The sequence below is a fragment of the Stenotrophomonas maltophilia group sp. Smal12 genome (genome assembly GCF_037079935.1).
GTDB classification, from domain to species: domain Bacteria; phylum Pseudomonadota; class Gammaproteobacteria; order Xanthomonadales; family Xanthomonadaceae; genus Stenotrophomonas; species Stenotrophomonas sepilia.
This window is the reverse complement of the sequence record NZ_JBAWUK010000047.1, coordinates 1-24,529: the sequence shown is the minus strand read 5'-3', so window position 1 is coordinate 24,529 and position 24,529 is coordinate 1. Positions and strand designations below refer to the sequence as shown.

At 66.6% G+C, this 24,529-nt stretch carries 19 protein-coding genes and 2 tRNA genes; 10 read left to right on the top strand and 11 right to left on the bottom strand.

Annotated features, from left to right (window positions below; translation table 11 throughout):
• Positions 1-29 precede the first annotated feature (29 nt).
• Both purF and WDC87_RS17510 read left to right on the top strand, forming a co-directional pair.
• On the top strand, positions 30-1,496 hold the full coding sequence (gene purF / locus WDC87_RS17515) for an amidophosphoribosyltransferase (RefSeq protein ID WP_049414284.1): 1,467 nt from the start codon (positions 30-32) through the stop codon (positions 1,494-1,496).
• A 9-nt stretch (positions 1,497-1,505) separates the two neighbouring features.
• On the top strand, positions 1,506-2,330 hold the full coding sequence (locus WDC87_RS17510) for a ferritin-like domain-containing protein (RefSeq protein ID WP_049414282.1): 825 nt from the start codon (positions 1,506-1,508) through the stop codon (positions 2,328-2,330).
• Positions 2,331-2,396: 66 nt separating this feature from the next.
• On the opposite strand, the gene WDC87_RS17505 is transcribed toward WDC87_RS17510, so the two are convergent.
• On the bottom strand, positions 2,397-3,854 hold the full coding sequence (locus tag WDC87_RS17505; RefSeq protein ID WP_072169157.1) for a DUF2235 domain-containing protein: 1,458 nt from the start codon (positions 3,852-3,854) through the stop codon (positions 2,397-2,399).
• 225 nt (positions 3,855-4,079) lie between these two features.
• Here WDC87_RS17505 and WDC87_RS17500 point away from each other — a divergent pair, with 225 nt between their 5' ends.
• Complete coding sequence (locus WDC87_RS17500; protein WP_069138938.1) at positions 4,080-5,333, top strand: M12 family metallo-peptidase; 1,254 nt, start codon at positions 4,080-4,082, stop codon at positions 5,331-5,333.
• A 54-nt stretch (positions 5,334-5,387) separates the two neighbouring features.
• Here WDC87_RS17500 and lpxH read toward each other — a convergent pair whose 3' ends face one another.
• The 9 genes from lpxH to WDC87_RS17455 all read right to left on the bottom strand — a co-directional run bounded on the left by lpxH (position 5,388) and on the right by WDC87_RS17455 (position 19,040).
• Positions 5,388-6,134 carry a UDP-2,3-diacylglucosamine diphosphatase gene (gene lpxH / locus WDC87_RS17495; RefSeq protein WP_072169156.1) on the bottom strand — a complete coding sequence of 249 codons (747 nt, stop codon included), beginning with the start codon at positions 6,132-6,134 and terminating at the stop codon, positions 5,388-5,390.
• Positions 6,135-6,227: 93 nt separating this feature from the next.
• Positions 6,228-6,767 (bottom strand): phosphatase PAP2 family protein, encoded by a 540-nt coding sequence (locus WDC87_RS17490; RefSeq protein ID WP_065185789.1) that lies wholly within the window; start codon positions 6,765-6,767, stop codon positions 6,228-6,230.
• The gene (locus tag WDC87_RS17485) at positions 6,748-7,893 is read right to left on the bottom strand and encodes a glycosyltransferase family 1 protein (RefSeq protein WP_088496502.1); all 1,146 of its coding nucleotides are present in this window, start codon (positions 7,891-7,893) and stop codon (positions 6,748-6,750) included. The genes WDC87_RS17490 and WDC87_RS17485 overlap by 20 nt, the downstream gene beginning before the upstream one ends.
• A 170-nt stretch (positions 7,894-8,063) precedes the next feature.
• Positions 8,064-10,988, bottom strand: coding sequence for a TonB-dependent receptor (locus WDC87_RS17480; RefSeq protein WP_252745376.1), 2,925 nt, complete (start codon positions 10,986-10,988; stop codon positions 8,064-8,066).
• 319 nt (positions 10,989-11,307) lie between these two features.
• The gene (gene ppx / locus WDC87_RS17475; protein ID WP_005415458.1) at positions 11,308-12,834 is read right to left on the bottom strand and encodes an exopolyphosphatase; all 1,527 of its coding nucleotides are present in this window, start codon (positions 12,832-12,834) and stop codon (positions 11,308-11,310) included.
• A 169-nt stretch (positions 12,835-13,003) separates the two neighbouring features.
• A complete protein-coding gene (ppk1, locus tag WDC87_RS17470) occupies positions 13,004-15,091 on the bottom strand; it encodes a polyphosphate kinase 1 (protein WP_053500783.1) in 2,088 nt (695 codons plus the stop codon).
• Between the two features lie 4 nt (positions 15,092-15,095).
• Positions 15,096-16,427, bottom strand: coding sequence for a phosphate regulon sensor histidine kinase PhoR (phoR, locus tag WDC87_RS17465; protein WP_252745377.1), 1,332 nt, complete (start codon positions 16,425-16,427; stop codon positions 15,096-15,098).
• 106 nt (positions 16,428-16,533) lie between these two features.
• Positions 16,534-17,223, bottom strand: coding sequence for a phosphate regulon transcriptional regulator PhoB (gene phoB / locus WDC87_RS17460; protein WP_005408258.1), 690 nt, complete (start codon positions 17,221-17,223; stop codon positions 16,534-16,536).
• 116 nt (positions 17,224-17,339) lie between these two features.
• Positions 17,340-19,040 (bottom strand): M48 family metalloprotease, encoded by a 1,701-nt coding sequence (locus tag WDC87_RS17455; RefSeq protein WP_172412112.1) that lies wholly within the window; start codon positions 19,038-19,040, stop codon positions 17,340-17,342.
• Between the two features lie 88 nt (positions 19,041-19,128).
• Here WDC87_RS17455 and grxC point away from each other — a divergent pair, with 88 nt between their 5' ends.
• The 5 genes from grxC to WDC87_RS17430 all read left to right on the top strand — a co-directional run bounded on the left by grxC (position 19,129) and on the right by WDC87_RS17430 (position 23,056).
• On the top strand, positions 19,129-19,419 hold the full coding sequence (grxC, locus tag WDC87_RS17450; RefSeq protein WP_004154541.1) for a glutaredoxin 3: 291 nt from the start codon (positions 19,129-19,131) through the stop codon (positions 19,417-19,419).
• Positions 19,416-19,808: a carboxymuconolactone decarboxylase family protein gene (locus WDC87_RS17445; RefSeq protein ID WP_227836578.1), complete on the top strand. Its 393-nt coding sequence runs from the start codon at positions 19,416-19,418 to the stop codon at positions 19,806-19,808. The genes grxC and WDC87_RS17445 overlap by 4 nt, the downstream gene beginning before the upstream one ends.
• 322 nt (positions 19,809-20,130) lie before the next feature.
• Positions 20,131-21,135: an isocitrate dehydrogenase gene (locus WDC87_RS17440; RefSeq protein ID WP_012479261.1), complete on the top strand. Its 1,005-nt coding sequence runs from the start codon at positions 20,131-20,133 to the stop codon at positions 21,133-21,135.
• A gap of 206 nt (positions 21,136-21,341) precedes the next feature.
• On the top strand, positions 21,342-22,085 hold the full coding sequence (locus tag WDC87_RS17435) for a cysteine hydrolase (RefSeq protein WP_301655224.1): 744 nt from the start codon (positions 21,342-21,344) through the stop codon (positions 22,083-22,085).
• 53 nt (positions 22,086-22,138) lie between these two features.
• Positions 22,139-23,056 (top strand): LysR family transcriptional regulator, encoded by a 918-nt coding sequence (locus WDC87_RS17430; RefSeq protein ID WP_072168269.1) that lies wholly within the window; start codon positions 22,139-22,141, stop codon positions 23,054-23,056.
• A gap of 81 nt (positions 23,057-23,137) precedes the next feature.
• On the opposite strand, the gene WDC87_RS17425 is transcribed toward WDC87_RS17430, so the two are convergent.
• On the bottom strand, positions 23,138-23,896 hold the full coding sequence (locus WDC87_RS17425) for a Bax inhibitor-1/YccA family protein (protein WP_072168268.1): 759 nt from the start codon (positions 23,894-23,896) through the stop codon (positions 23,138-23,140).
• Between the two features lie 180 nt (positions 23,897-24,076).
• Here WDC87_RS17425 and WDC87_RS17420 point away from each other — a divergent pair.
• Together WDC87_RS17420 and WDC87_RS17415 are read left to right on the top strand one after the other, a co-directional pair.
• A tRNA-Pro gene (locus WDC87_RS17420) sits at positions 24,077-24,153 on the top strand.
• A gap of 39 nt (positions 24,154-24,192) precedes the next feature.
• Positions 24,193-24,269: transfer RNA gene (locus WDC87_RS17415), tRNA-Arg, on the top strand.
• The last annotated feature ends 260 nt before the right edge of the window (positions 24,270-24,529 follow it).

Below are 24,529 nucleotides of genomic sequence, written 5' to 3'. Positions count from 1 at the left end.
TGGGCACAGCCCAGCGGAGACCTCGCACCATGTGTGGCATCGTCGGAATCGTCGGCAACCAGAACGTCGCCGGGCAGTTGTATGACGGCTTGACCGTTCTCCAGCATCGCGGCCAGGACGCGGCAGGTATCGCCACCGCCAATGGCAGCCGCCTGCGGGTGCAGAAGGCCACCGGCCTGGTCCGCGATGTGTTCGACGCCCGCACCATGTCCACGCTGGAAGGCAGCGTCGGCATCGCGCACGTGCGCTATCCGACGGCAGGTTCGGAAGGCATGGACGAGGCACAGCCGTTCTACGTGAATTCGCCTTACGGCATCGCGCTGGCCCACAACGGCAACCTGATCAACACCGAGGCGCTGCGCCAGCAGGTGTTCGAACAGGACCGGCGCAACGTCAACACCGATTCGGACAGCGAAGTGCTGCTGAACGTGTTCGCCTACGAACTGGAGCAGCAGCGCCAGCTCAGCCCGGAAGCCGCGATCCGCGCGGTGGCCGGCGTGCATCGCCGCTGCAAGGGCGGCTATGCAGTGGTCAGCGTGGTGCTGGGCCTGGGCCTGGTGGCCTTCCGCGACCCGCATGGCATCCGCCCGCTGGTGCTGGGCAAGCGCAGCCACGCAGAAGGCGACGAGTACATCGTGGCGTCCGAGTCGGCCGCGCTGGACGTGCTGGGTTTCCAGCGCGTGCGTGACGTGCAGCCGGGCGAAGCGCTGGTGATCACCGCGCGCGGCGAGCTGTTCTCGGAAATCTGCGCCGAGCCGGCCGAGCACACACCATGCATCTTCGAATACGTCTACTTCGCGCGCCCGGATTCGATGATCGACAACGTCTCGGTGCACAAGGCACGCATGCGCATGGGCATCAAGCTGGGCGAGAAGATCCTGCGCCTGCGCCCGGACCACGACATCGACACCATCATCCCGATCCCGGATACCTCGCGCGATGCCGCGCTGGAGATCTCCAATGTGCTCGGGGTGAAGTACCGCGAAGGCTTCATCAAGAACCGCTACATCGGCCGCACCTTCATCATGCCGGGGCAGGGTGAACGCGTGAAGTCGGTGCGCCGCAAGCTCAACCCGATCCACCTGGAGTTCCGCAACCGCGTGGTGCTGCTGGTGGACGATTCGATCGTGCGTGGCACCACCAGCCAGCAGATCGTGCAGATGGCCCGTGATGCCGGCGCGCGCAAGGTCTACCTGGCCAGCGCCGCGCCGCCGGTGCGTTACCCGAACATCTACGGCATCGACATGCCGGCGGCCGAAGAGCTGGTCGCGCACAACCGCACGGTGGAAGAGATCGAGGCCCACCTGGGCTGCGACTGGCTGATCTACCAGGACCTGGAAGACATGGAAGCGGCGGTGAGCGAAGGCAACCCGGCGCTGCGCAGCTTCGATTCGTCCTGCTTCAACGGCCACTACCCGACCGGTATCGAGCCGGGCTACTTCGAGCGCATCCAGCAGTTGCGTTCGGACGATGCCAAGCACAAGCGCCGCGCCTGAGGATCAGGCGTGGTGGATGTGCCCGACGTTGGTGGCGACCTGCTGCGCGCTGCGCAGCAGTGCCTGGCTGAAGCCGATCCGCTGCGCAAGGTCGCATTGACCCAGGCGTATGCGGCCGCGTTCCGTGCCGGCCGCCTGAAGGTGGCCGCGGATGCGCCGCCGCCGGATCCGATCTGCATGCCGGGTCGTCCGGGACGACTGGTGCTGGTGCATCCGCGCGAGGTGCCACGGCGTGGACTGGGTGGCGTGGAAGGGCGGGCTGCCTTCATCCACGCGATTGCCCATATCGAGCTCAATGCGATCGACCTGGCCTGGGACGCGGTGTACCGGTTCCGGGGCCTGCCGTCGGCGTTCCATGCTGATTGGGTCAGCTGTGCCGATGACGAATCGCGGCATTTCATGCTGCTGCGCGAGCGCCTGCAGGTGCATGGCCACGACTATGCGGATTTCCCCGCACACAACGGTCTGTGGGAAATGTGCGAAAAGACCGCGCATGACGGCCTGGCGCGCATGGCGCTGGTGCCGCGCGTGCTGGAAGCGCGTGGCCTTGACGTCACCCCGGGCATGATCGAGAAGCTGCGCAATGTCGGTGATGGCGAAACCGCCGATGTGCTGGAGGTGATCCTGCGTGAGGAAGTGGCGCATGTTGCCGCCGGTTCGCGCTGGTATCGCTGGTACTGCGACCGCGCCGGTGTCGAGCCGCGCGCGCGTTTCAAGGAGCTGCTGGTGGAGTACGCCGGCGGCTACCTGCATGGGCCGTTCAACATGGAAGCGCGCCTGCTGGCCGGATTCGATGCGGACGAACTCGCCAACCTGGTCGAGCAGGCCGGTTGAAGAAAAGGGGACGGAGGGAATCAAGTCGTTTTGGCACAAGCGACTTGATTCCCTCCGTCCCCTCTTTCATGCGTTCGGCAGTACCACGCGCTTGCCATCCACCGTTGGCCGGTTGATGTAGAACAGGCCGGGGCCCGGCCGGTACGGCAGCTCGCTGACGCCGGCATCGGCAGCGTAGGTCAGTGCGGTGTCGCCCAGCGCGTCGAAGTTCCAGTGCGCCGACTGCATCAGGTAACGCCGTCGCAACAGCGCCTCCTGCGTTTGCGTCAGTGGCTGCCCGGCCACCAGTCGTCGTGCGATCGGTTGCAGGGCCGACGGCAGTTCCCAGTCGGGGACTGCGTTGGCATTGGCCGTCCATTGCACGCCGGCATCGATGGCATGCTGCTGCATCACCTGAAGCGCGATCAGCTGGTAGCGCCAGTCGATGCGCCGGCGCAACACCACGGCCGCCGTCACGTACAGCACCGGTGACAGCACTACGCTGCGGCTGCCGGCGCGACGCTGTTGCTGCCACTGGTGCCAGACATCCACCCAGACTTCCTTTTCGTCCAGGCCCAACTGCTGCCGCCAGCGCTCGGCGTCGGCCTGTGCCTCGGCGTAGGCCGTGGTCGCCTGCAGGATCGCCAGCGGTGGCGTCTGGTACTCGGCCACGCTCGGGCGGCGCAGCAGCTGCCGGCGCGGGCGACTGAGCAGCTTGGGCCCTTCTTCGAGCTGGTTGTAGCCGCCGCCGATGTTGGCGTGTACGCCGGGCAGGGCGATCTCGGTGAACGTTGGCGCCACGCTGGTCAATGGATAGTGCTGGCGATGCTCGTCACGCGCGCTCAGTTGCAGCACCTGCCTGGCAACGCCTGCATGCAGCGCGAGATGAGGTTGTTCGTCGGTGCGGCCACCGCTGACCGCAACCACCGTGTCGAACAGGCCGATGAAGCGCAGCGGCGGAGCGGCCGGGGCGAAGTCCGTTGTGCAGGACAGGCCAGCGGCCTGCAACAGCTGCCGCCAGCGGGTGCGATCCCAGGCCTGCAACTGGTTGGCCACATCGCGCGCGGCGGCCGCACCCCGTGAAAAGCCAAACAGATCCAGCTGCACGCCACGCAGTGGTCGCTGCCAGCGCGTAGCGAGTGCACCCAGTGCCGCCGGCAGCAGCACCTGCAGCGCGCGCTGCACTTTGGCGCGCACACCGCTGGCGCCAATGCCGAACGCCAGTCCGATCAGGTCGTCGTCGGCGTCATCGCGGGTACCGACACCTTCCACGTAGATCGACAGGGAGGGGCGCGCCGATGTCCCGCTGCGGCTGTCCGGGTACAGCTGCTGCAGGCGGGCGATGTTGGTCAGGCCATTGTCGTAGCTGCTGGTCAACCGGCTCTGGTAGGTCGAATCGTCATCCGCACGCAGCTGCGCCGGGCGCGGTTGCGGCAGCTGGGGCCTGCCACGGGCCAGGTTGTGTGCGTTGTTGCGGGTGCCATCGAAGAACAGCCCGATCCGCAGCAAGCCGACATCTTCGTCCGTGTCCTGCGATGGTGCCATGTGCATTCCCCGTCGTGGCTGCGTCACGGTAGCGCGAAAGCGGTGTGTTGGCGACGTGTAGTAACGCTTTTGACCTTACTTAACCCAGATGCGGTCGATCACAAATCCTGATTTTCACTTCTCTCGCCTATTGAATTCACACGACCGGCGCAGGCCATATGACCAGACCCGGCAAACCGGGTCGTGCTGCATCAACGCTGTTCACATCATTCAAGGAGCGACGCAATGTTGTCCAGATCGATTGGCAAAGCGGCAGGTGGCCTGGTGTTGGGTTTGTCGGTGGCAGCGGCCGCACATGCGGCACCATTGTTCGAGCCGGTGACGGTCATCAGCCGCGCATCGGCAAACAGCGAGCCCGCACTGGGCAAGCTGCTGGCCACCCCGTCCACGGCGACGGTACAGGAAGTGCGTGTCGATGCAGCAGCTACTGCACAACCGCAGCTGGAATTCGAACTGCTCGGCCGGCGGGTGCAGGCGGTGCGCAGCAAGGTCGAAGCACTGCCCGATGGCGGCAGCATCTGGTACGGCCAGTTCCGTTCGCCCTCGGACAAACTGACCGCGGCCACCTCCAACGGCCAGGACGACCCCGGCAATTCGCTGATCCTGGTGCGCTCGGGCGACACCGTCACCGGCTCGATCCGCAAGGATGGAAAGCTGTATCGCCTGCGCCCGTTGGGCAACCGCCACGTGCTGGTGGAAGTGGATGAATCGCGGATGCCGGCCGACCATCCGGCCGACTACAACCAGCTGCCGAAGATCCCGATGGGCAACAACGATCGCATCGGCATCGCGCAGGCATCGTCCGGTACGCCGGCGACCATCCGTGTGCTGGTGGTGGCGACCAATGCCGCCGTCGCCGCCTATGGCGGCAACATGCAGTCGCTGGTCCAGCTGGCGGTGGCCGAGTCCAACCAGGGCTACGGCAACAGCAACGTCGGCCTGACGCTGCAACTGGCCGGTTACGAGACCACCAGCTACAGCGAGTCTGGCAACTTCACCACCGACCTGTCGCGTTTCCGTGGCACCAGCGACGGCTACATGGACAGCATCCACACCAGCCGCAACACCACCGCGGCCGATGTCGGCGTGCTGCTGATCAACAACAGTGCCTACTGCGGCCTGGCCTCGGGGATCGGCTCGACCGCGTCGACGGCGTTCGCGGCGGTGTACTGGGATTGCGCGACCGGCTACTACTCATTCGCGCATGAGATCGGCCACCTGCAGAGCGCGCGGCATGACATCGCCACCGACCCGAGCACATCGCCCTACGCCTATGGCCACGGCTACCGCTATGAGCCGTCCAGCGGCACCGGCTGGCGCACGATCATGGCCTATAACTGCACCCGCAGCTGCCCGCGCCTGAACTACTGGTCCAACCCGAACATCAGCTACAACGGCATCCCGATGGGCAACGCCAGTACCGCCGACAACCAGCGCGTGCTGGTCAACACCAAGGCCACCATCGCGGCCTTCCGCTGAGTCTGTACTGTCCGCGGCCGCCTTGTGCGGCCGCGGATTTCCTGCCGGCGGGAATTACCCGCGGGGCAGGGTATCCAGCGACCAGCCATTGGCATCCACGCGCAGCACCGAGCCCTGTTCGTACCAGTCGCCGAGCACGATGCGGGTGCGGTCGCGGCCGCCGGCCTGCAGCGTATGGATGGCCGGGCGGTGGGTATGGCCATGGATCATGGTGTCCACGCCGTGGCGGACGAAGGTTGCATCGACTTCGGACGGGGCGACGTCGGTGACGGTCTCGAACTGCGCGCGATCGCCCTGCTTCATTTCCGACTGGCGGGCCTGGCTCGCCTCGCGCGCCTTCTGCGCGAAGGCGATGCGTGCGGCCAGCGGCTGCGACAGGAACTGCGCCTGGAACACCGGGTCGCGGGTCTGCGCACGGAACTGCTGGTAGGGGATGTCATCGGTGCACAGCAGGTCACCATGCTGCAGCAGCACCGGGCGGCCGTACAGCTCGATCACGCACGGGTCGGGCAGGATGCGCAGGCCGGCACGGCGCGCATAGTCCTCGCCAAGCAGGAAATCGCGGTTGCCGCGGATGAAGTACACGGGCACGCCGCTGTCGGACAGCACCTTCAACGCATCGGCCACCGCATCGGCGGCCGGAGAGGGCGTGTCGTCGCCGATCCAGGCCTCGAACAGGTCGCCGAGAATGTACAGCGCATCGGCGCCGGGCGCCTGCTCGCGCAGGAAGCGCAGGAACAGGTCGGTGATCTCCGGACGGCTGGGGTCCAGGTGCAGGTCGGAAATGAACAACGTGGTCATGCCTGCATTCTAGGCCATCAATGATGATGGTAGCGCCGCGGGAGTCGCGCGGTCGGATCGCATTTCCGGCGGAAAAGCGATCTGATCCCTGGGCTACACCGGCAGCGGCAGCCAGGTCAGGCTGGCCGAAGCCAGCAGGACGGCGATGCCCGTGGCGGCGAGCACGTCGGAAGGATAGTGCAGGCCCAGCACCACCCGCGACAGCGCGACACCGAGGGTGAACGGTACCAGCAAGGGTGCCAGCCAGGGGTAGTAGGCCAGCGCGACGATGGTGAACGACACTGCGTGCAGGGTGTGCCCGGACGGGAAGCTGAATTCGTCCAACGGTGCCACCCAGGCGCGGATGCGAAGATCGGCCGCGTAAGGCCGCGGACGCCGCGTCCAGCGCTTGAGGCCCTTGTACAGCAGCAATGCGGCCAGGCCGGTGGCGGCCATGTGCACCGAGGCGCGCAGGCCATCGAAGCCATCCAGCACCACCAGCGCAGCCATCAGCACATACCAGAACACGCCATCGCCGAGACGGCTGATGGCCGAGAACAGGCGGCGCACGCGGCGGCGCCGGCAGTAGTGGTTCGCCCGCCGGCACAAGCGCGCCTCGCGCCCTGCCAGCAGTTCAAGCGGCGTGGTGCGCATGGCCGCTCCTCCGCGACTGCGCAAGCTCGGCCAGCAACGCATCGAACTCGGCCACCACCTGCTGTGGATGCAATCGCTTCATCGCACGTGAGGCATTGCCGCCCAGTTCGTGGCGTTTCGCGTCATCGGCGGCCAGTTGCACGGCGGCCTCGATGAACTGCTCGTCGCTGTCCACCGCTGCGCCGTTCTCGCCGTTGCGCAGGTACTCACGCGCGGCGCCGTAGTCGAAGGCCACGGTGGCCACACCGCTGGCCATGCTTTCCAGAGTCACGTTGCCGAATGTCTCGCTGCGGCTGGGGAACAGGAACAGATCGCCGCTGGCGAAGTGGCGGGCCAGCGCATCGCCGCGCTGGATGCCACAGAAGATGAAATCGGGATTTTCATGTGCCAGCTTCTCGCGGGCCGGGCCGTCACCCACCCATACAAAGCGTGCCTTGGGCCGGATCTGCTGCAGGCGGCGGAATGCCTTCACCGCCAGGCCGAGGTTCTTTTCGGCAGCAATGCGGCCGACATGGATCGCCACCAGGCCGTTGCCATCCACGCCCCATTCCTCGCGCAGTGCAGGGTCGCGCCGGCCTGGATCGAACTGCTGGCTGTCCACCGCACGGGCCAGCAGGCGCACGCGTTCGAAGCCCTGTTCGCCGAGGAACTGCTGTAGTTCGCGGGTCGGCACCAGGGTAGCGTCCGCCTGGTTGTGGAAGCGGCGCATCCAGCGCATGGCCGCGGCCTGCAGCCATGCCACGCCATAGTCGGGCAAGTACTCGTCGAAGCGGGTGTGGAAGCCGCTGGCCACCGGAATGCCGAGGCGACGTGCGGTACGCAGTGCCGACCAGCCGAGTGGACCTTCTGTGGCGATGTAGACCGCATCCGGACGCTGATTCTGCCAATGGCGGCCCAGCCGGATCGGGGCTGGCAGGCCGAAGCGCAGGCCGGGGTAGCGGGGCAGGGCAGCGCCGGGAACCAGCAGGGTGCCGGGTGCCGAATCCAGCGCTTCGGTGGACTGGCGGGGGCGGACGAGGTCGATCTCGTGTCCGGCTGCACGCAGACCCTGCTCCAGGCCCTGTACGGTGAGGGCGACGCCGTTGACTTCCGGCGGATAGGTCTCGGTGACGATGGCATAGCGCATGGCGGGCCTCCCGGTTTCCGGCATGCTCGGGCCTGGCGATGTAGCCGACATGACCGCTTTGCGACCGTCAGATGACGGGGGCGCCGGCCACCGAAGGGGCGCTGCGGCCAACAAAAAACCACGGCCCCGAAGGGCCGTGGTCCTGGTGCTTCATGTCACAGCGCGATGGATCAGAAGCGCTGCTGGTACTTCATGTAGACGAAGCGGCCGATGTCGTAGCCACCGTAGTACGAGAAGGCCGAGTTCGGCTTGCTGTACATGATCGGGCCGGTCTTTTCGAACACGTTGTTGGCACCGACCGACACGGTGGCATCCCACGGCAGCGAGTAACGCACCTGCACGTCGTGGAAGGTGACCGCACCACGCTCGTTGTAGTTGCGGGCGCCCTTGTACCACGGTGCATACACACCCGGATCCGAGCATTCGTCCGGGTACAGCGCGATGTTCGAGCAGGTTTCCTTCACGCCCGAGTAGTAACGCGCGGTCCAGCTCGCGCCGAAGTTGCCCCGCTCGTAGCCCAGCACCAGGTTGGAACGGACGCGGAAGGCGCTGCCGATGCCGTTGGTGACGATCGGAACGATCGAGTTGTCGTTGGAGGTGCGGTAGGTCGCACTGGACACGTAGGTGGTGGCCGAGTTCACGTTGAACTTGCCGAACCGGGTGTCCAGACGGTAGCTCACGTCCAGGTCGTAGCCTTCGGTTTCCATGAAGCCCGCGTTGCGGTTGCCGAACTTCAGGTTGGTCACGATGCCGGTCACCGGGTCACGCTGGAAGCGCGAGCAGCGCGCTTCGATGCCCGACTCGTAGCAGTCCTGCAGGATCTGGGTCGGCGTGTCGGCGATGATCGTGTTGTCGATGCGGATCTTCCACCAGTCCAGCGAGGCGTTGAAGCCCTGGATGAAGCTCGGGCTCCAGACCAGGCCCAGGGTCTTGCTGGTCGAGGTTTCCGGCGTCAGCAGCGGGTTGGACCCGGAGGTGAACGGCACCGGGGTTGCGTCCGTCGACGTGTTCACCGGGGTGCCGCCCTGGCGCAGCTGGCGGAAGGTATTCGCATTGGCGATGTCGCGTGCGCAACGTGCACGGACTTCGGCGCTGGAGGCCGAGGAACCGAAACGGGTGTCGCACGGATCGCTGAACTGCGCGAAGGTCTCCGAACCACCACCGAACAGGTCGCTGATGGTCGGTGCACGGAAGCCCTCGGCCCAGGTGCCACGCACCATCAGCGAGTCGATCGGCTTCCACTTGAAGCCGAACTTGCTGTTGAGCGTGTTGCCGAAGGTGTTGTAGTCCGAGAAGCGGGTTGCGCCATTGAAGCTCAGTTCCTTCGCGCCCGGCAGGTCGGCCAGCACCGGAACGTTCACTTCCAGGTAGGCCTCGTTGACGGTGTAGTCACCGCCGGTCGGGCCTGCGGCCAGGTTGGTGGTAGCGCCGGTCTGGGCCAGGGCATCCGGGGTGTACTTGCCTTCTTCCTTGCGGCTTTCCACGCCGAAGGCGAAGCCGAGATCGCCAGCCGGCAGGGTCACGATGCTGCCAGCGATGTTGGCAAAGAAGTTCTTGGAGGTGGTGCGGCCCTTGGTGATCTCTTCCGGGAACAGCCACGCCTGCAGTTCTTCGTTGCCGTACAGGCCATCGGCAGCCGTCGTGCCATACGGCACCAACGGGTTCCACGGCTTGCACACGTCATAGGAGATCGGTGCAGCTGCGGTACCGCACTGCACCTTGCCGGTGGCGGCGTTGTAGAACGACGGGCCGACGCCGCCGGCGACGCGACCCTTGTGCAGGTTGCCGGTGGCCACCGATTCCAGCTCATTGCGGTTGTACTGGTAGCCCACTTCCCAGTCGAAGTAGCGGCTGCCGATCTCGAACGAACCGTCGAACGACGCCACCGCGCGGTAGGTCTTCAGCTCGCTGGTGGTCACGCGCGGCACTTCCCAGGTGCGGCGGTTCCAGGCCACGGCGGTCGGGTTGGCGTAACCGTGCTGGCGGCCGAACGGGTTGAAGTAGCTGTTGATCGACATCGAGCCGACACCGGCGGTGCTCGACTGCAGCGGATAGCCCGCGATCTGGCGGGTGGACTCACGCTTGTTGTAGCCCAGCTCGGTGCGGAAGTTGACGCTGTCGGTGATCTTGAAGCGGCCGTCGAAATAGACCGAGTCGCGCTTGACCGGATACATCACATGCATCTGGTCGTTGGCGTTGCTCACGTCACCGGTGAAAGGCGTGGTATCGGTGAGGTGGTAATTGGCCGGGTTGGTGGGATCCGCGCCGCGGTTGAGGGAATAGCCGCAAGCCGCAGTGGCGGTACAGCCCGGGCCGCGCAGACCCGTGAACTGGCCGTACTGGCTGATCGTGGTCCAGTTGCTGCTGTCGTAAGGATGGCGATCGGTCATGCCGTACTTGCTGAAGCCGCGATCGCGCGCCCACACGCCCTTCTCTTCGGCATGCTCGGCCGACAGGGTCAACGACACGCGCTCATTGCTCCAGCCGGCGACCACGTCGAAGCGGTCGCGGGCACCGTCGCCCTGGCTGTACTGGCCGTGGTAGACGTTGGCAGTCACACCAGTGACATTGGAACGGGTGATGATGTTCACCACACCGGCCATGGCGTCGGAGCCATAGATCGCAGAGGCGCCGTCCTTCAGCACCTCGATGCGTTCCACGGCGGACACCGGCAGCGTGGAGATGTCCTGGTAGCCGGACGTGCTGATGCCCAGGCGCTTGCCGTTGACCAGCACCAGGGTGCGCTGGGTGCCCAGGTTGCGCATGTCGATGTAGGTGCCGCCCGCGTTCTCGCCTGCGGTCAGCGCATTGGCGCGGCTGATGGTCGGGCTGCCCATCGCGGTGACGTTCTGCAGGATGTCGGCAACCGAGCTGAACCCCTGCTTTTCGATGTCGTTGCGGCTGATCGCGAACACCGGCTGTGCGGTTTCCACGTCCACCTGGCGGATGCGCGAGCCGGTGATCTCGATGCGGTCGAGGTTGGTCGGGTTGGCGTTGCTGCCTTCCTGGGCAAACGCGGGCAGCGCTGCCAGCGCTGCAGTGGTAGCCAGGGCGTAGCGGATGGCCTGCCCCAGTGCGGTGGTGCGTGAAGTCATGGCGAGCTCTCTCTCTCTCAGGTCGTGCACAGGACGCCAAAGGGGGCGTCGAAGGAGCCAGCAGGGTCGATGACCGAGCCGGTGACCCGATAGTAGTCTCGTTAGTTAATGCTCTGTAAAGAGTTCGTATCCATTCATGTCACGCGGCCGCGCCAGCCTTCACAAAACGTGAACAAAAGCAGGCGCTTACGTGATGGCAGCGATGGCCCACAGCGCGCCGTTGTGGTGCGGAGCAGCACAAAAAACCGCCAGACTGCGCAAAGTGGGAGTGGGAAATGCGTCACCTCGGTTGTCCTGTGGACAACAGCGGACAGCGTATTCAGGCCACGAACGGGCGGAACTGGATGCCCAGCCCGGCGATGCCATCGGTCTCGCCGATCAGGTCCGCGCGCAGCAGCGGGCGGGCATCGATGAAGGCCTGCGGCACGATCAGCGACAGCCGGTTGTCGTCGGCGGTCAGTTCCAGTGCCGGCAGCGGATCGTCTTCGTGGGCGCGATTGAGCAGCACCGCCAGCCGCAGCAGGGCCGCCAGCCGGCGTGCGGTCAGCAGCAGTCGCTCGGGCAGGGCGTCGAAGGCGGTCTTGGTCACGCTGCGGCGGTGGCTGCGCACCAGAGCCGCCAGCATCTGCTGCTCCTGGCGCGAGAAGCCGGCGATATCCGAGTGTTCCAGCACATAGCTGCCATGCACGTGGTAGCCGCTGTGCGCGATCATCAGGCCCAGCTCGTGCAGGCGCGCGGCCCAGCCGAGCATGCGCGCATCGTCGGCATCGAGCCTCCAGCGCTCCTGCACCTGTTCCAGCAGGGACAGCGCGGTGTCCTGCACGCGCTCGGCCTGGACGGTATCGATACCGTAGCGCTGGCTGAGCGCAGCCACCGATTCGTCACGCAGGTCGTTCTCGCCGGCGCGGCCGACGATGTCATACAGGATGCCTTCGCGCATCGCCGCCTTGCTGACCAGCAGTTTCTGCAGGCCCAGCGCCTGGAAGGCCGCTTCCAGCACCAGGATGCCGCCGGCGATGATCGGGCGGCGGTCGCTGGACAGGCCCGGCAGCTGGATGTCGTCGATCTTCTTGGCCTTCAGCAGTTCATCGCGCAGCTGCGGCAGGGCCTCGGCGGTGATGGCGCCCTTGCTCAGCTTCATCGTCGCGCAGATCTCGCTGATCGCCTTGTGCGTGCCCGAAGAGCCCAACGCTTCCTGCCAGCCCAGCGCGCGGTACTTGCTGGCGAAAGGCTGGAACTCGCGGCCAATCTCGGCCAGCGCGTCCTTCCAGCGCTTCTTGCTCAGCTTGCCGCCGGGGAAAAAGCGCCGGGTGCTGGCGATGCAGCCGGCCTGCAGGCTTTCGCGCTCCAGGGTCTGCATGCCCATGCCGATGATGAACTCGGTGGAGCCACCGCCGATGTCGATCACCAGCCGGCGCTGCCCGGGCTTGGGCGGTTGCGCGTGGGCCACGCCCAGGTAGATCAGGCGCGCTTCTTCGCGCCCGCTGACCACTTCGATGGCATGCCCCAGTGCGGTCTCGGCCGGTACCAGGAACGACTGCGGCGAGCGCAGCTGGCGCACGGTGTTGGTGGCCAGCGCGCGCACCCGGTGCGGCGGCACATTGCGGATGCGCTGGCCGAAGCGGGCCAGGCATTCCAGTGCACGTTGGCGTGCAGCGGAAGAGAGACCACCTTTGCCATCCAGGCCATCGGCCATGCGCACCGTCTCGCGCAGGCGGTCGATCACCCGCAGCTGGCCGAGCGTATAGCGCGCGATGACCATGTGGAAACTGTTGGAGCCAAGGTCGATGGCGGCCAGCAGGTCGCCATCCTGCAATGCGGGCGGAGTCGTGGTGGTGTGCGGCATGGACGAATGTTAGCCGAAGGGGCGGTGTGCTCGTCACCGCGCGGCCTTCACATTTTGGAAGAGGGCGTGCCGCAGGACTGCAAGGGGTCAGATCCCTTTCCCGCAGGAAAGGGATCTAACCCCGTGGCGATCGAACCCCGACCAGCGGTCGGGATCTACCGGGGCAGGGTCAGAGCCCCTGCATCAACGCCATCTGCGCCGAATGCGGGGCTTCGTCGTGGGCTGGGGCACGCTTGTGGTAGATGCCGTGCGCGTCCAGTTCCCAGGCGTTGAGGTTGTCGTCAAGGTAGTTCTGCAGGACTTCGCGGTAGACCCGCTTGGCCAGTTCCGGATCGAGGATCGGGAAGCAGGTCTCGACCCGGCGCAGCAGGTTGCGTTCCAGCCAGTCGGCGCTGGCGCAGTACATTTCCGGTGCGCCGTCGTTCCCGAACCAGTAGACGCGGCTGTGTTCCAGGAAGCGGCCGACGATCGAGCGCACGCGGATGTTGTCCGAGATGCCCGGCACGCCCGGTCGCAGCGTGCAGGCGCCGCGGATGATCAGGTCGATCTGCACGCCGGCCTGCGACGCGGCGTACAGCGCGCGCACCACCTGCGGTTCGTTCAGTGCGTTCATCTTGGCGATGATCCGCGCCGGGCGGCCAGCGGCGGCGATGCGCGTCTCGCGCTCGATGCGGCCGAGGATGCCGGTGTGCAGGGTGAAGGGCGACTGCAGCAGGCGCTTGAGCTTCATCTTCGACGCCAGCCCGGACAGCTGCTGGAACAGCAGGTGCACGTCATTGCCGATGTCCGCATCGGCGGTGATCAGGCTGATGTCGGTATACGCGCGGGCGGTGCCGCTGTGGTAGTTGCCGGTACCCAGGTGCACGTAGCGGCGCAGCTTGCGGCCCTCGCGGCGCACGATCAGCAGCATCTTGGCGTGGGTCTTGTAGCCGACCACGCCGTACACCACCTGCACGCCGGCTTCCTGCAGGCGATCGGCCAGGCCGAGGTTGGCTTCTTCGTCGAAGCGGGCGCGCAGTTCGACCACCACGGTCACGTCCTTGCCGTTACGCGCGGCCTGGATCAGCGCATCGACGATCAGTGAGTCCTTGCCGGTGCGGTACAGGGTCTGCTTGATCGCCAGCACGTTCGGATCGATTGCCGCCTGCCGGATCAGGTCCAGCACTGCGGTGAAGGCGTCGAATGGGTGGTGCAGCAGCAGGTCCTGGCGCGCCACCGTCTCGAAGATGCCGTCACTGTCGCGCAGCGTGCGCGGGGTCATCGGCGGGTATTTCAGGTCCGGTTGCGCGATCAGGTCGTACAGCTGGATGATGCGGTTGAGGTTGACCGGGCCATCGATGCGGTACACCGCGTTCTCGGTCAGGCCGAAATTCTGCAGCAGGGTCCGCACGATCTCGCGCGGCATGTCGTGCGCGATCTCCAGCCGCACCGCTGGCCGGTAGCCGCGGTCGACCAGTTCGTCGCGTAGTGCCAGCGCCAGGTTCTCCACTTCCTCCTCGTCCACCACCAGCTCGGAATTGCGGGTGACGCGGAACTGGTAGGCGCCCTGGACTTCCATGCCCGGGAACAGCTCATCGACGAAGGTCGACAGCACCGACGAGAGGAACACGAAGTTCTGGGGCCCGCCGAGCTTTTCCGGCAGCTGGATGATGCGCGGCAGTGAGCGCGGCGCACGCACGATGGCCAGGTGGCCGGCGCGGCCGAACGCATCGGTGCCCTTGAGCACCACCACGATGTTCAGCGACTTGTTGAGGATCTTCGGGAACGGGTGCACCGGGTCCAGGCCCAGTGGCGACAGCACCGGCATGATCTCGTTGCGGAAGTAGGCGCGCAGCCAGCGCTTCTGGCGGTCGGTCCAGGAGTGGCGGCCGAGCACGCCGATGCCGGCCTCCATCAGCGCCGGCCGCAGCGTCTCGTTCCAGCAGCGGTACTGCTGGTCCACCAGTTCGGCGGCGCGGTCATGGATGGCGCTCAGGATGGCCTGCGGGCTCATCCCGTCCGGTGCGGGTGGCAGGCCGTACTCCTGCGCGTGGCGCACGGCGGCGGCGCGGATCTCGAAGAACTCGTCGAGGTTGGTGCAGGAGATGCACATGAAGCGCAGGCGCTCCAGCAGCGGCACCTGCGGGTCCATCGCCTGGGCCAGCACGCGGAAGTTGAAATCCAGCTGTGACAGTTCGCGATTGATGTACAGCGCCGGGTCACGCAACGGATCGTTGTCCGGGCTCACGGGGAGGGGGAGGGATCCGAGGCTGCTCATGGCGTCATTCTTCGATGGAGGTCAGGGGGGCGGACTCGCGCGGGCGCACGTGGTCGGCATCGAAATGGCAGGAGAACACCGAGCCCTTGCCGACTTCGCTTTCAATTTCCAGCCGTGCGTGGTGCAGGCCGAGGATGTGCTTGACGATGGACAGGCCCAGGCCGGTACCACCGCTTTCGCGCGAGCGGCTGCTGGAGACACGGTAGAAGCGTTCGGTCAGGCGCGGCAGGTGGGTGGCCGGGATGCCGTAGCCGGAGTCACGCACCGCCAGCACCGCACCGTCGCCCTCGCGGCGGAACTCCACCGCGATGCGGCCACCGGCCGGCGTATAGCGCACCGCATTGGTGACCAGGTTGGAGAAGGCGCTGTGCAGCTCCTTGGTCGAGCCCTGAAGGTCAACGCCGGCCAGGTCGTCGATGCTGATCTGGTGGCGGCCCTGGCTGTGCGCTTCGGCTTCGCGGCGCAGGGTGGCCAGCATCGGCTGCATGGCTACGGTCTCGTCCTCGCTGTGTTCCTGCGATTCGAGGCGCGACAGGGTCAGCAGGTCTTCCACCAGCTGGGCCATGCGCTGGCTCTGCTTGCGCATTTCTTCCAGCATCGGTCCGGTTCCCGGGAAATCCTCCGGGTCCATCATGTCCAGGTAGCCGTGGACCACGGTGAGCGGCGTGCGCAGCTCGTGTGAAACGTTGGCGACGAAATCCCGCCGCACCTGCTCCAGGCGCAGCAGCTTGCTGACGTCACGCGCGATCAGCAGCCAGTAGTCCGACGAATAGGGAATCAGGCGCAGGTTCAGGCGGATCGCCGGATCGACCGGCGAGGGTACGTCCAGGATGGGCTCGGCATTGCGGCCACCGGCCAGCCAGTGCGCCAGCGGCATCGGCTGCAGGCGCTCGACCAGGGCCTCGCCAAGGTCGCCGGGATGGTGCAGGCCGAGCAGGGCGGTAGCCGCTTCGTTGAACCACTGCACGCGCTGGCTGTTGCGATCCAGCACGACGACAGCATCGGGCAGCGCGGCGGCGGCAGCGCGGTAGCTGCGCAGCATGTCCAGCAGGCGGCGCTTGCGCACGCGCATTTCCACCTGGTTGCGGTACAGCAGGCGGTCCAGTTCGTTCCAGACGCCGGTGCCTTCTTCGGCGGTGTCCCAGCGCTGGCGAGCGGTCAGCCGGCGCAGAACGCTGCGCAGGCGCCAGTAATGCCAGGCCAGGGCCGCCAGCGCGCCCAGTGCGATGCACAACCACAGATGGCCCGTGAACCACCCCACCAGTCCGGCGAACAGCAGCACCGCGGCAACGGTGGCCAGGGTCTTCAACCAGGCAGAGCGGATGTGGCGGGGCATTGCGATCTCGTCGTTGAGGTGCGGCGGTTCACTGGGGTGAACCGAGGGTTATAGCAGAGTTGCCGGCACCGGCACCCGCAGGTGCGCGGTGCCGGCACGACGAGACTCAGGTAGCAGTGGAGAAGCGGTAGCCGGCGCCGCGCACGGTCTGCACCATGTTCTCGGCGTTGAACGGCTCCAGCGTCTTGCGCAGGCGGCGGATATGCACGTCGATGGTGCGCTCCTCCACGTACACGCTGCCGCCCCATACATGGTCCAGCAGCTGCGCGCGGGTGTAGACGCGCTCCGGGTGGGTCATGAAGAAATGCAGCAGGCGGTATTCGGTCGGGCCGATCGGCACCGGCTGGTCGTTGGCGAACACGCGATGGGCGGCGCCGTCGATACGGATCGGGCCGACGGCTACGCTGCCGTCCTCGTCATCTTCGCGGGCGCGGCGCATGACCGCGCGGATGCGGGCCAGCAGTTCGCGTGCCGAGAACGGCTTGACCACATAGTCATCGACACCGGCCTCGAGGCCACCGACGCGATCGTTCTCCTCGCCGCGGGCGGTCAGCATGATGATCGGCACTTCGCGGGTCAGCGTTTCCTTGCGCCAGCGACGGGCCAGGTCCAAGCCGCTGGTGCCGGGCAGCATCCAGTCCAGCAGGATCAGGTCGGGAACGCGATCGGCGATCGCGGTCTGGGCCTCCCGGGCATCGCCGGCGTGGACCGGTTCGTAATCGCCCTTGCGAAGGGCGAAGGCGACCATTTCACGGATCGCGGGCTCGTCATCGACGATCAGGATGCGTTTCTGCACGAGGACACCGTAGGGCTCGGTTACTGGAGTGGTGCCAGTAGACTACGGTTTGATGACATGTTTGTGACTACCCGGCCGGAACCGGCCTGGATTGCCATCGGCCGGTCATGCGGTGCTCAGCGACGGTCCAGATCCGGGTCCTGCACGCCCTGCCGGCGCAGTTCCAGCACCGTCGGGGTGATCGATTCGATGCGCGCGTCAACCCGCGCGCGGCCGATGTAATCCAGCGCCGGGTTGCGCTTGAGCGCCTGCAGCTGCATCAGCGCCTGTTCTGGCCGCCCGCTGAGGAAGGCGGCCTCGGCATAGGCCTCGCTGGCGCGCACGCTGTCGCCAGCCAACTCACTGGCGCGGGCGAAACGCTGCTGGAAGACCGGATCGTTACCACTTTGCGACAGCAGGGGGCGCAGCATCGCCTGCGCACGCTGGCCGGCTTCGCGGCTGCCTTGTTCGTTCAGGATCTCGGCATAGGTCAGTGCCACCGGGCGGCTGTTGGGGTGTTCGCGCAACAATTGCTCGAAGCGGCTGTTGGCCTGGGCCGCCTGGCCTGCGCGTGACTCCGCCTCGCCCAGGCCCAGCGCCAGCCACAGGTTGCCGGGGTGGGTCTGCAGCAGGCCGGCCAGGGTCTGCCGGGCCTGGCCGGCACCGGCACGGCCACCGCGCATCACCGCCAGCGCCTGGCCGTAGCGCTGCGCATCGTTGAGGCCGTCCTTCTGCCGCTTGGCCAGGTCGGCGTACTCGCGCTCCAGCTCGGGGGTGGAGTCCGCGCTGAGCACGCGCAGACGCTCACGCGCCCACTCGAAGTCACCGCTGGCGCCACGGTTGAGCTGGCCGATCGGCAGGCGCAGCACACTGCCGGGCAGCAGCGGGTTGTTGCCGCGCAGCAGCGGCTCGCCCAGGCTGGGATCGGCCGGGTCCACCCGCTCCTTGCGCTCGCCGGTGGGCGTGCTGGTGGTGAGCAGCACCGTATCCTTCTTCATCTGCTGGGCGCGGGACTTGGCCTCGCTGATGCGGGTGATGTTGACCGGGTGGGTGCGCAGGAACTCGGGCACGCTGTAGCCGCCTTCGTTGCCGCGCATGGCTGCCGACATCCGCTCGAAGAAGCCGGCCATGGCATCCACGTCGTAGCCGCTGCGCGACAGGGTGCGGATGCCGAGGCGGTCGGCCTCGGACTCGTTGGAGCGGGTGTAGTTGATCTGCCGCTGCTGCATCAGGCCCATGCCGGAGCTGATCGCCGCCATCGTCGCGTTGCCGGACGACGTGCTGTTGCTGGCCTGGGCGGCCACTACCGCCGCCAGCATGCCCAGCAGGATCGGGATCTGGTCGCGCTGGGCGCGCTCGACACCGCGCAGCACGTGCTGCTGGGTGACGTGGGCGATTTCGTGGGACAGCACCGCAGCGACCTCGTCCTCGCGCTCGGCGGTCAGCACCAGTCCGGCATTGACCCCGATGTAGCCGCCCAGCGTGGCGAACGCGTTGATCTGGCGGTCGTTCATCACGAAGAAGGTGTACGGCTGCCGCGGCTGGTCACTATTGGAGCCGAGCCGGGTACCCATGGTCTGCAGCCAGTCGTTGACCAGCGGATCTTCCAGCAGGTAGCCGTAGTTGCGCAGCTCGCGCAGCATCATCGCGCCGTACTCGGCCTGGCGGGCCGGGGTCAGCAGCTCGCCGGCCGAAGAGCCGATGTCGGGCAGCTTCTCCTGGGCCTGGGCCAGCGGCATGGCCAGGGCCAGGGTGACGGCGGTAGTCAGCAGCAGGGCTCGCAAGCAGAAGGTCCTCGGGCGGGGCGCGCCAAGCGTGGCAGGGCGGGGGGCAACCATTCGTTAATCCACAGTGTTGCGGCCGTGGCGTGGAAATTCCAGCGCACCGGTACCATATGTAGACCGTCGATCCATCGTGGAGTTTCCCGTGACAGCCCAGACCGCCGGCGGTGCCCCCGCCATCACCATCTATTCCACTGCCGTCTGCCCGTACTGCGTGGCCGCCAAGAACTTCCTGAAGAGCAAGGGCCAGCAGTGGACCGAGGTCCGCATCGACCTGGACCCGGCCGAGCGCGAGAAGATGATGGCGCTGACCCGCCGCACCAGCGTGCCGCAGATCTTCGTCGGCGACGTCCATGTCGGCGGCTACGACGACATGATGGCCCTGCACCGTGAAGGCAAGCTCGAGCCGCTGCTGGCCGGGCAGGGCCAGGCATGAGCGCGGCCGACGAAGGCAGCAAGGACCGCATCGCCGAGTTCACCGAGTTCCGCAAGCGCATGAACGAGCGCATCCTGGGCGAACCGAACCAGGTGGTGCGCCGCTTCTTCGCGCTGGATACGCAGACCTACCAGGCCGGCGCGCTGGACGTGAAGACCAAGGAGCTGCTGGGCCTGGTGGCCTCGATGGTGCTGCGCTGCGACGACTGCATCAGCTACCACGTGGCCCAGTGCAAGGACGCCGGGGTGACCCGTGAGGAGTTCTTCGAGACCTTCTCGGTCGGCCTGGTGGTGGGCGGCTCCATCGTGATCCCGCACCTGCGCCGCGCGGTCGACTTCCTCGACCAGCTCGAAGGCGGCGCCGCCGCGCCAGCCGCGCACGAGCACTGAGGGTCGTGCCGGCCAGTGGCCGGCATCGCCTGAACCCGACATGGCCGGGGTTGCCGGCCAGCGGCCGGCACTACCGGGCCCTCGAGGGGGCCTGTCCCGCGATCCAACAGCCCAGGAGCCCCTTCTTGTTGAAGGGGCGCGCCGACAGGGCGGGGGTAGAGGGGCGATGCGCGGGCAATTCTGCCTGAGCCGGGGACTGGGACCATGGTCTATTTGGGACCTCGGCCCCGGCTCAGGCATAATTGCCGGTGAAACTTCCTTTGCGCCGGCGTTTCCGGGCACGTCCGGACGGCGTTTTTCCCCCTGTTCGGAACATCGATCAATGACGCAGAAAATTACGGTCATCCGCGGCGACGGCATTGGCCCGGAAATCATGGACGCCACCCTGTTCGTGCTCGACCAGCTCAAGACTGGCCTGGAGTACGAAGACGCCGACGCCGGCCTGGTGGCCCTGGAAAAGCACGGCGACCTGATGCCGGCGGTGACCCTGGAATCGATCGCGCGCAACAAGGTCGCGCTGAAGAGCCCGCTGACCACCCCGGTCGGTGGTGGCTTCACCTCGATCAACGTCAGCCTGCGCCGCCACTTCGACCTGTACGCCAACGTGCGCCCGGCCCACACCTTCCCGAACACCAAGTCGCGTTTCGACAACGTCGACCTGATCACCGTCCGTGAGAACACCGAAGGTGCCTACCTGGCCGAAGGCCAGGAAGTGTCGGCCGACGGCGAGACCGCCTTCTCCGGCACCCGCATCACCCGCAAGGGCTCCGAGCGCATCGTGCGCTACGCCTTCGAGCTGGCCAAGAGCACCGGCCGCAAGAAGGTCACCGCCGTGCACAAGGCCAACATCATCAAGTCGACCTCGGGCCTGTTCCTGAATGTCGCCCGTGAAGTGGCCGCGCAGTACCCGGACATCGAGTTCCAGGAAATGATCGTCGACAACTGCTGCATGCAGCTGGTGATGCGCCCGGAACAGTTCGATGTGATCGTCACCACGAACCTGTTCGGCGACATCATCTCCGACCTGTGCGCCGGCCTGGTCGGCGGCCTGGGCCTGGCTCCGGGCGCCAACATCGGCAAGGATGCGGCGATCTTCGAAGCCGTGCACGGCACCGCGCCGGACATCGCCGGCCAGGGCAAGGCCAATCCGTGCGCGCTGCTGCTGGCGGCCGCGCAGATGCTGGACCACATCGGCCAGCCGGAAAACGCCGAGCGCCTGCGCAAGGCCATCGTGGCGACCATGGAAGCCAAGGATTCGCTGACCGGCGACCTGGGTGGCACCGGCACCACCATGAGCTTTGCCAAGGCCATTGCCAGCCGCCTGTAAGCGGCCGGCCGACCTCGGTCGGACCCACAGCGGGGCGCCTTCGGGCGCCCCGTTGCGTTTTTCCGCCTCTGTAGAGTCGAGCATGGCTCGACTCCACAGAAGCGGTCTGTGCTGATATCGCACAGATCATGTGCTGTTTCACGGCTGGTTCGTGCGCCATCCGCTCCGCATCCTGTGCCCACTTTCCACTGCACAGGAGTCGCTCCATGAATCTCACCGCCTTCGGCCTGGCCAGCTTGCTCGGCATGACCGCCACCATCCCGGTTGCTGCTGCCGAGCCGGCCCATGCCACCATCCGCCATCTGGCGGGTGCGCCGGTCGCGACCTCGCTGGATGCGGCGAAGACTGCCGTGCTAGTGATCGACTTCCAGAACGAGTACTTCGATGCCAGGGCCGTACCGGGCTTTGCGGGTGGCCGCATGGTCATTCCCGATGGCGTGGCCGCACTGCGTCAGGCCAGGCGGGTAGTCGAATTCGCCGATGCCCACGGCATCCGCGTGATCCATGTCCAGCACGTGCTGCCGGCCGGCGCACCCCTGTTCGCGCAGGGCAGCGTCAATGCCGCCTTCCATCGCGACCTGCAGCCGCGCCAGGGCGAGACCGTGGTGCAGAAGGACAATGTCAGCGTGTTCGCCGGCGCGTCCGCAGCCGTGCTCGACCCGATGCTGAAGAATGCCGGTATCGATACCCTGATCGTCACTGGCCTGCAGACCCATGCCTGTGTGGCCGGTGCCGCGCGCGACGCAGCGGCCGCCCCACGTGGCTACCGGGTGATCGTCTCGTCCGATGCCAGCGCCAGCCGTGATCTGGATCTGGCCGGCGGCCGTCGCATCGATCATCGCGCGCTGCATGAGGCCTCGCTGGCGCAGATCGAAGACGCCTTCGGCGACGTCATGAGCACCGACGCGATCCTGGCGCTGCCGGTACGCAAGGCCGGTGACGGCGCTTGATAAGCTGGCGGGGCCCGCATGCCGTGGGCCCCGCCACGTGGAGCTGCCCGCCGATGGATCACTTCGCCGCCCTGCGCGCGCTGCGCGCCATCGTTGACGCGGGCAGTTTCACCGCGGCCGCCGAGCGCCTGGGGACCACCCACTCGGCGATGTCGCGGCAGCTGCGGCAGCTGGAAGAACACCTGCAGGTACGCCTGCTCGATCGCAACAGCCGTCGGCTGTCGTTGACCGAGGCCGGGCGCGATTACTACCGCGAGGCGGCAACGCTGCTGGACCGCCTGCAGGAGGCGGACGATCGTGCCCGCGCCGGGCAGGCGCAACCCAGTGGCAGGGTGCGGATCAGCGTGCCGCAGGTAGTGGCCAGCCAGGAACTGCCGCATTGGCTGCCCTCGTTCCTGCAGCGTTACCCGCAGGTCACGCTGGACCTGTCGGCGGATGATCAGGTGGTGGATGTGGTCGGTGGTGGCTTCGACCTGGCGCTGCGCATTGCAGCTTCATTGCCGGACAGCCAGCTGGTCGCGCGCGAGCTGGCCAGCTGCCCGCGCATCCTGGTCGCCGCACCGGCCTACCTGGCCCGGCATGGCCTGCCGCGGCAGGCTGCGGATCTGGAGCAGCACACGCTGCTGGGTTTCAGTCCCACCCCATCAATGCCGCCCTGGCAGTTACAGGGGCCGCGCGGCGCCTGCGTGAGCGTTGAAGCCGGGCAGCGCCTGCGTGTGGATGCCACGCCTGCGCTGTACGCCGCCGCGCTGGCCGGAATGGGCATCAGCCTGTTCACCGCGTTGACCGTGCAGGAGGACCTGCGCGCCGGTCGTCTGATCCGCGTGCTGCCGGCCTGGCATGCCGGCCAGCGGCGCTACTTCGCGTTGTACCCGCATGCACGTGCGCTCGCGCCCAAGGTGCGCGCGCTGGTCGAGCACCTTGCGGCGCACTACGCTGCACAGGCTGGCGTGGCTGGCGTGGCTGGCTAGCCGGGAAATGCAGCAGCCACGCGTTACAAAGAGAAAAGGGCGCCCCGAAGGCGCCCTTTGTCGTTTATGGCTCTGTCCGGTTCAGCGCTGCTGGATCTTCGACAGCAGGCGCAGGAACTCCACATACAGCCAGACCAGGGTCACCATCAGGCCGAATGCGCCATACCACTCCATGTACTTCGGCGCGCGCTGGGCGACGCCGGACTCGATGAAATCGAAGTCCAGCACCAGGTTCAGCGCGGCCACGACCACCACGAACAGGCTGAAGGCAATGCCCAGCCAGCTGGAGTCGTGGATCACCGGCACGTTGATGTTGAAGAAGCCCAGTACGAACGAGGCCAGGTAGAGCAGGGCGATGCCGCCGGTGGCGGCGACCACGCCCATCTTGAAGTTCTCGGTGGCCTTGATCAGGCCGCTGCGGTATGCGAACAGCAGGGCGGCCAGGGTGCCGAAGGTCAGCAGCACCGCCTGGAACACGATGCCCGGATACTTCATGTTGAACAGGGCCGACACGGCGCCCAGGAACAGGCCTTCGACCAGCGCGTACATCGGCGCGGTGACCGGCGACCATTCCTTCTTGAAGATGGTGATCAGTGCCAGCACCAGGCCGCCAATCGCGCCGCCGATGGCGTACAGGCTCGCGCTGCCGGAAATCTGGCCGTACTCGTCGACCGCCTGGCTCCAGGCGAACGCCGCGGTCAGCACGGTCAACAGCAGCAGGATGCCGGTCTTGTTGGCGGTGCCATTGAGGGTCATGACCTGGTCGGGGCTGGTCACTACCGAGCCACTGGCGAGGTCGAGGAAAGTCGACTCGGAAAGAGCCGGGTTGCCGCTGCGCATGCGTGTTCTCCGTGCGGATGAAGGTCGGGACGGCCATCCGGCCGATGGGCGTGAGCATAGCCGATGACTGCTTTCGGCGTTGTGGCAGGCCCGGGTTCTGTGCATCCTTCGTTGACAGTTCCCAACGCGCTTGGCGACAATGAACACCTCCCCGGGCCCAACCCGAGGGGATTGCAAGACCGGGGTATAGCGCAGTCTGGTAGCGCGCCTGCTTTGGGAGCAGGATGTCGGGGGTTCGAATCCCTCTACCCCGACCAATCCCACGCCACGTCGGATTGGACACCGTTCCGGTTCGGGCGCCCGTAGCTCAACTGGATAGAGCACCGGCCTTCTAAGCCGGCGGTTACAGGTTCGATTCCTGTCGGGCGCGCCATTGGAATCAATGGCATATGAATTACTTTGGTGCTGGCGGAGCCTATTCCAGGAACAGCGGAAATGTGTGGCGCGCGCCGCCGTGGGTCACAAAAAAGGCCAGCGCGGTGCGCTGACCTTTCTGTTCTGTGTCCTGGCGAGAGCACTTCGTTGAAGTGCCCCCAAGGCTGAATCATATCTGCTCAAGTTCGCCTACATCGACCCTGCCGCCTCCGCAATTGCCATGGCAACCGCCGCCGATCGGGGCACTGCCCCCACCAC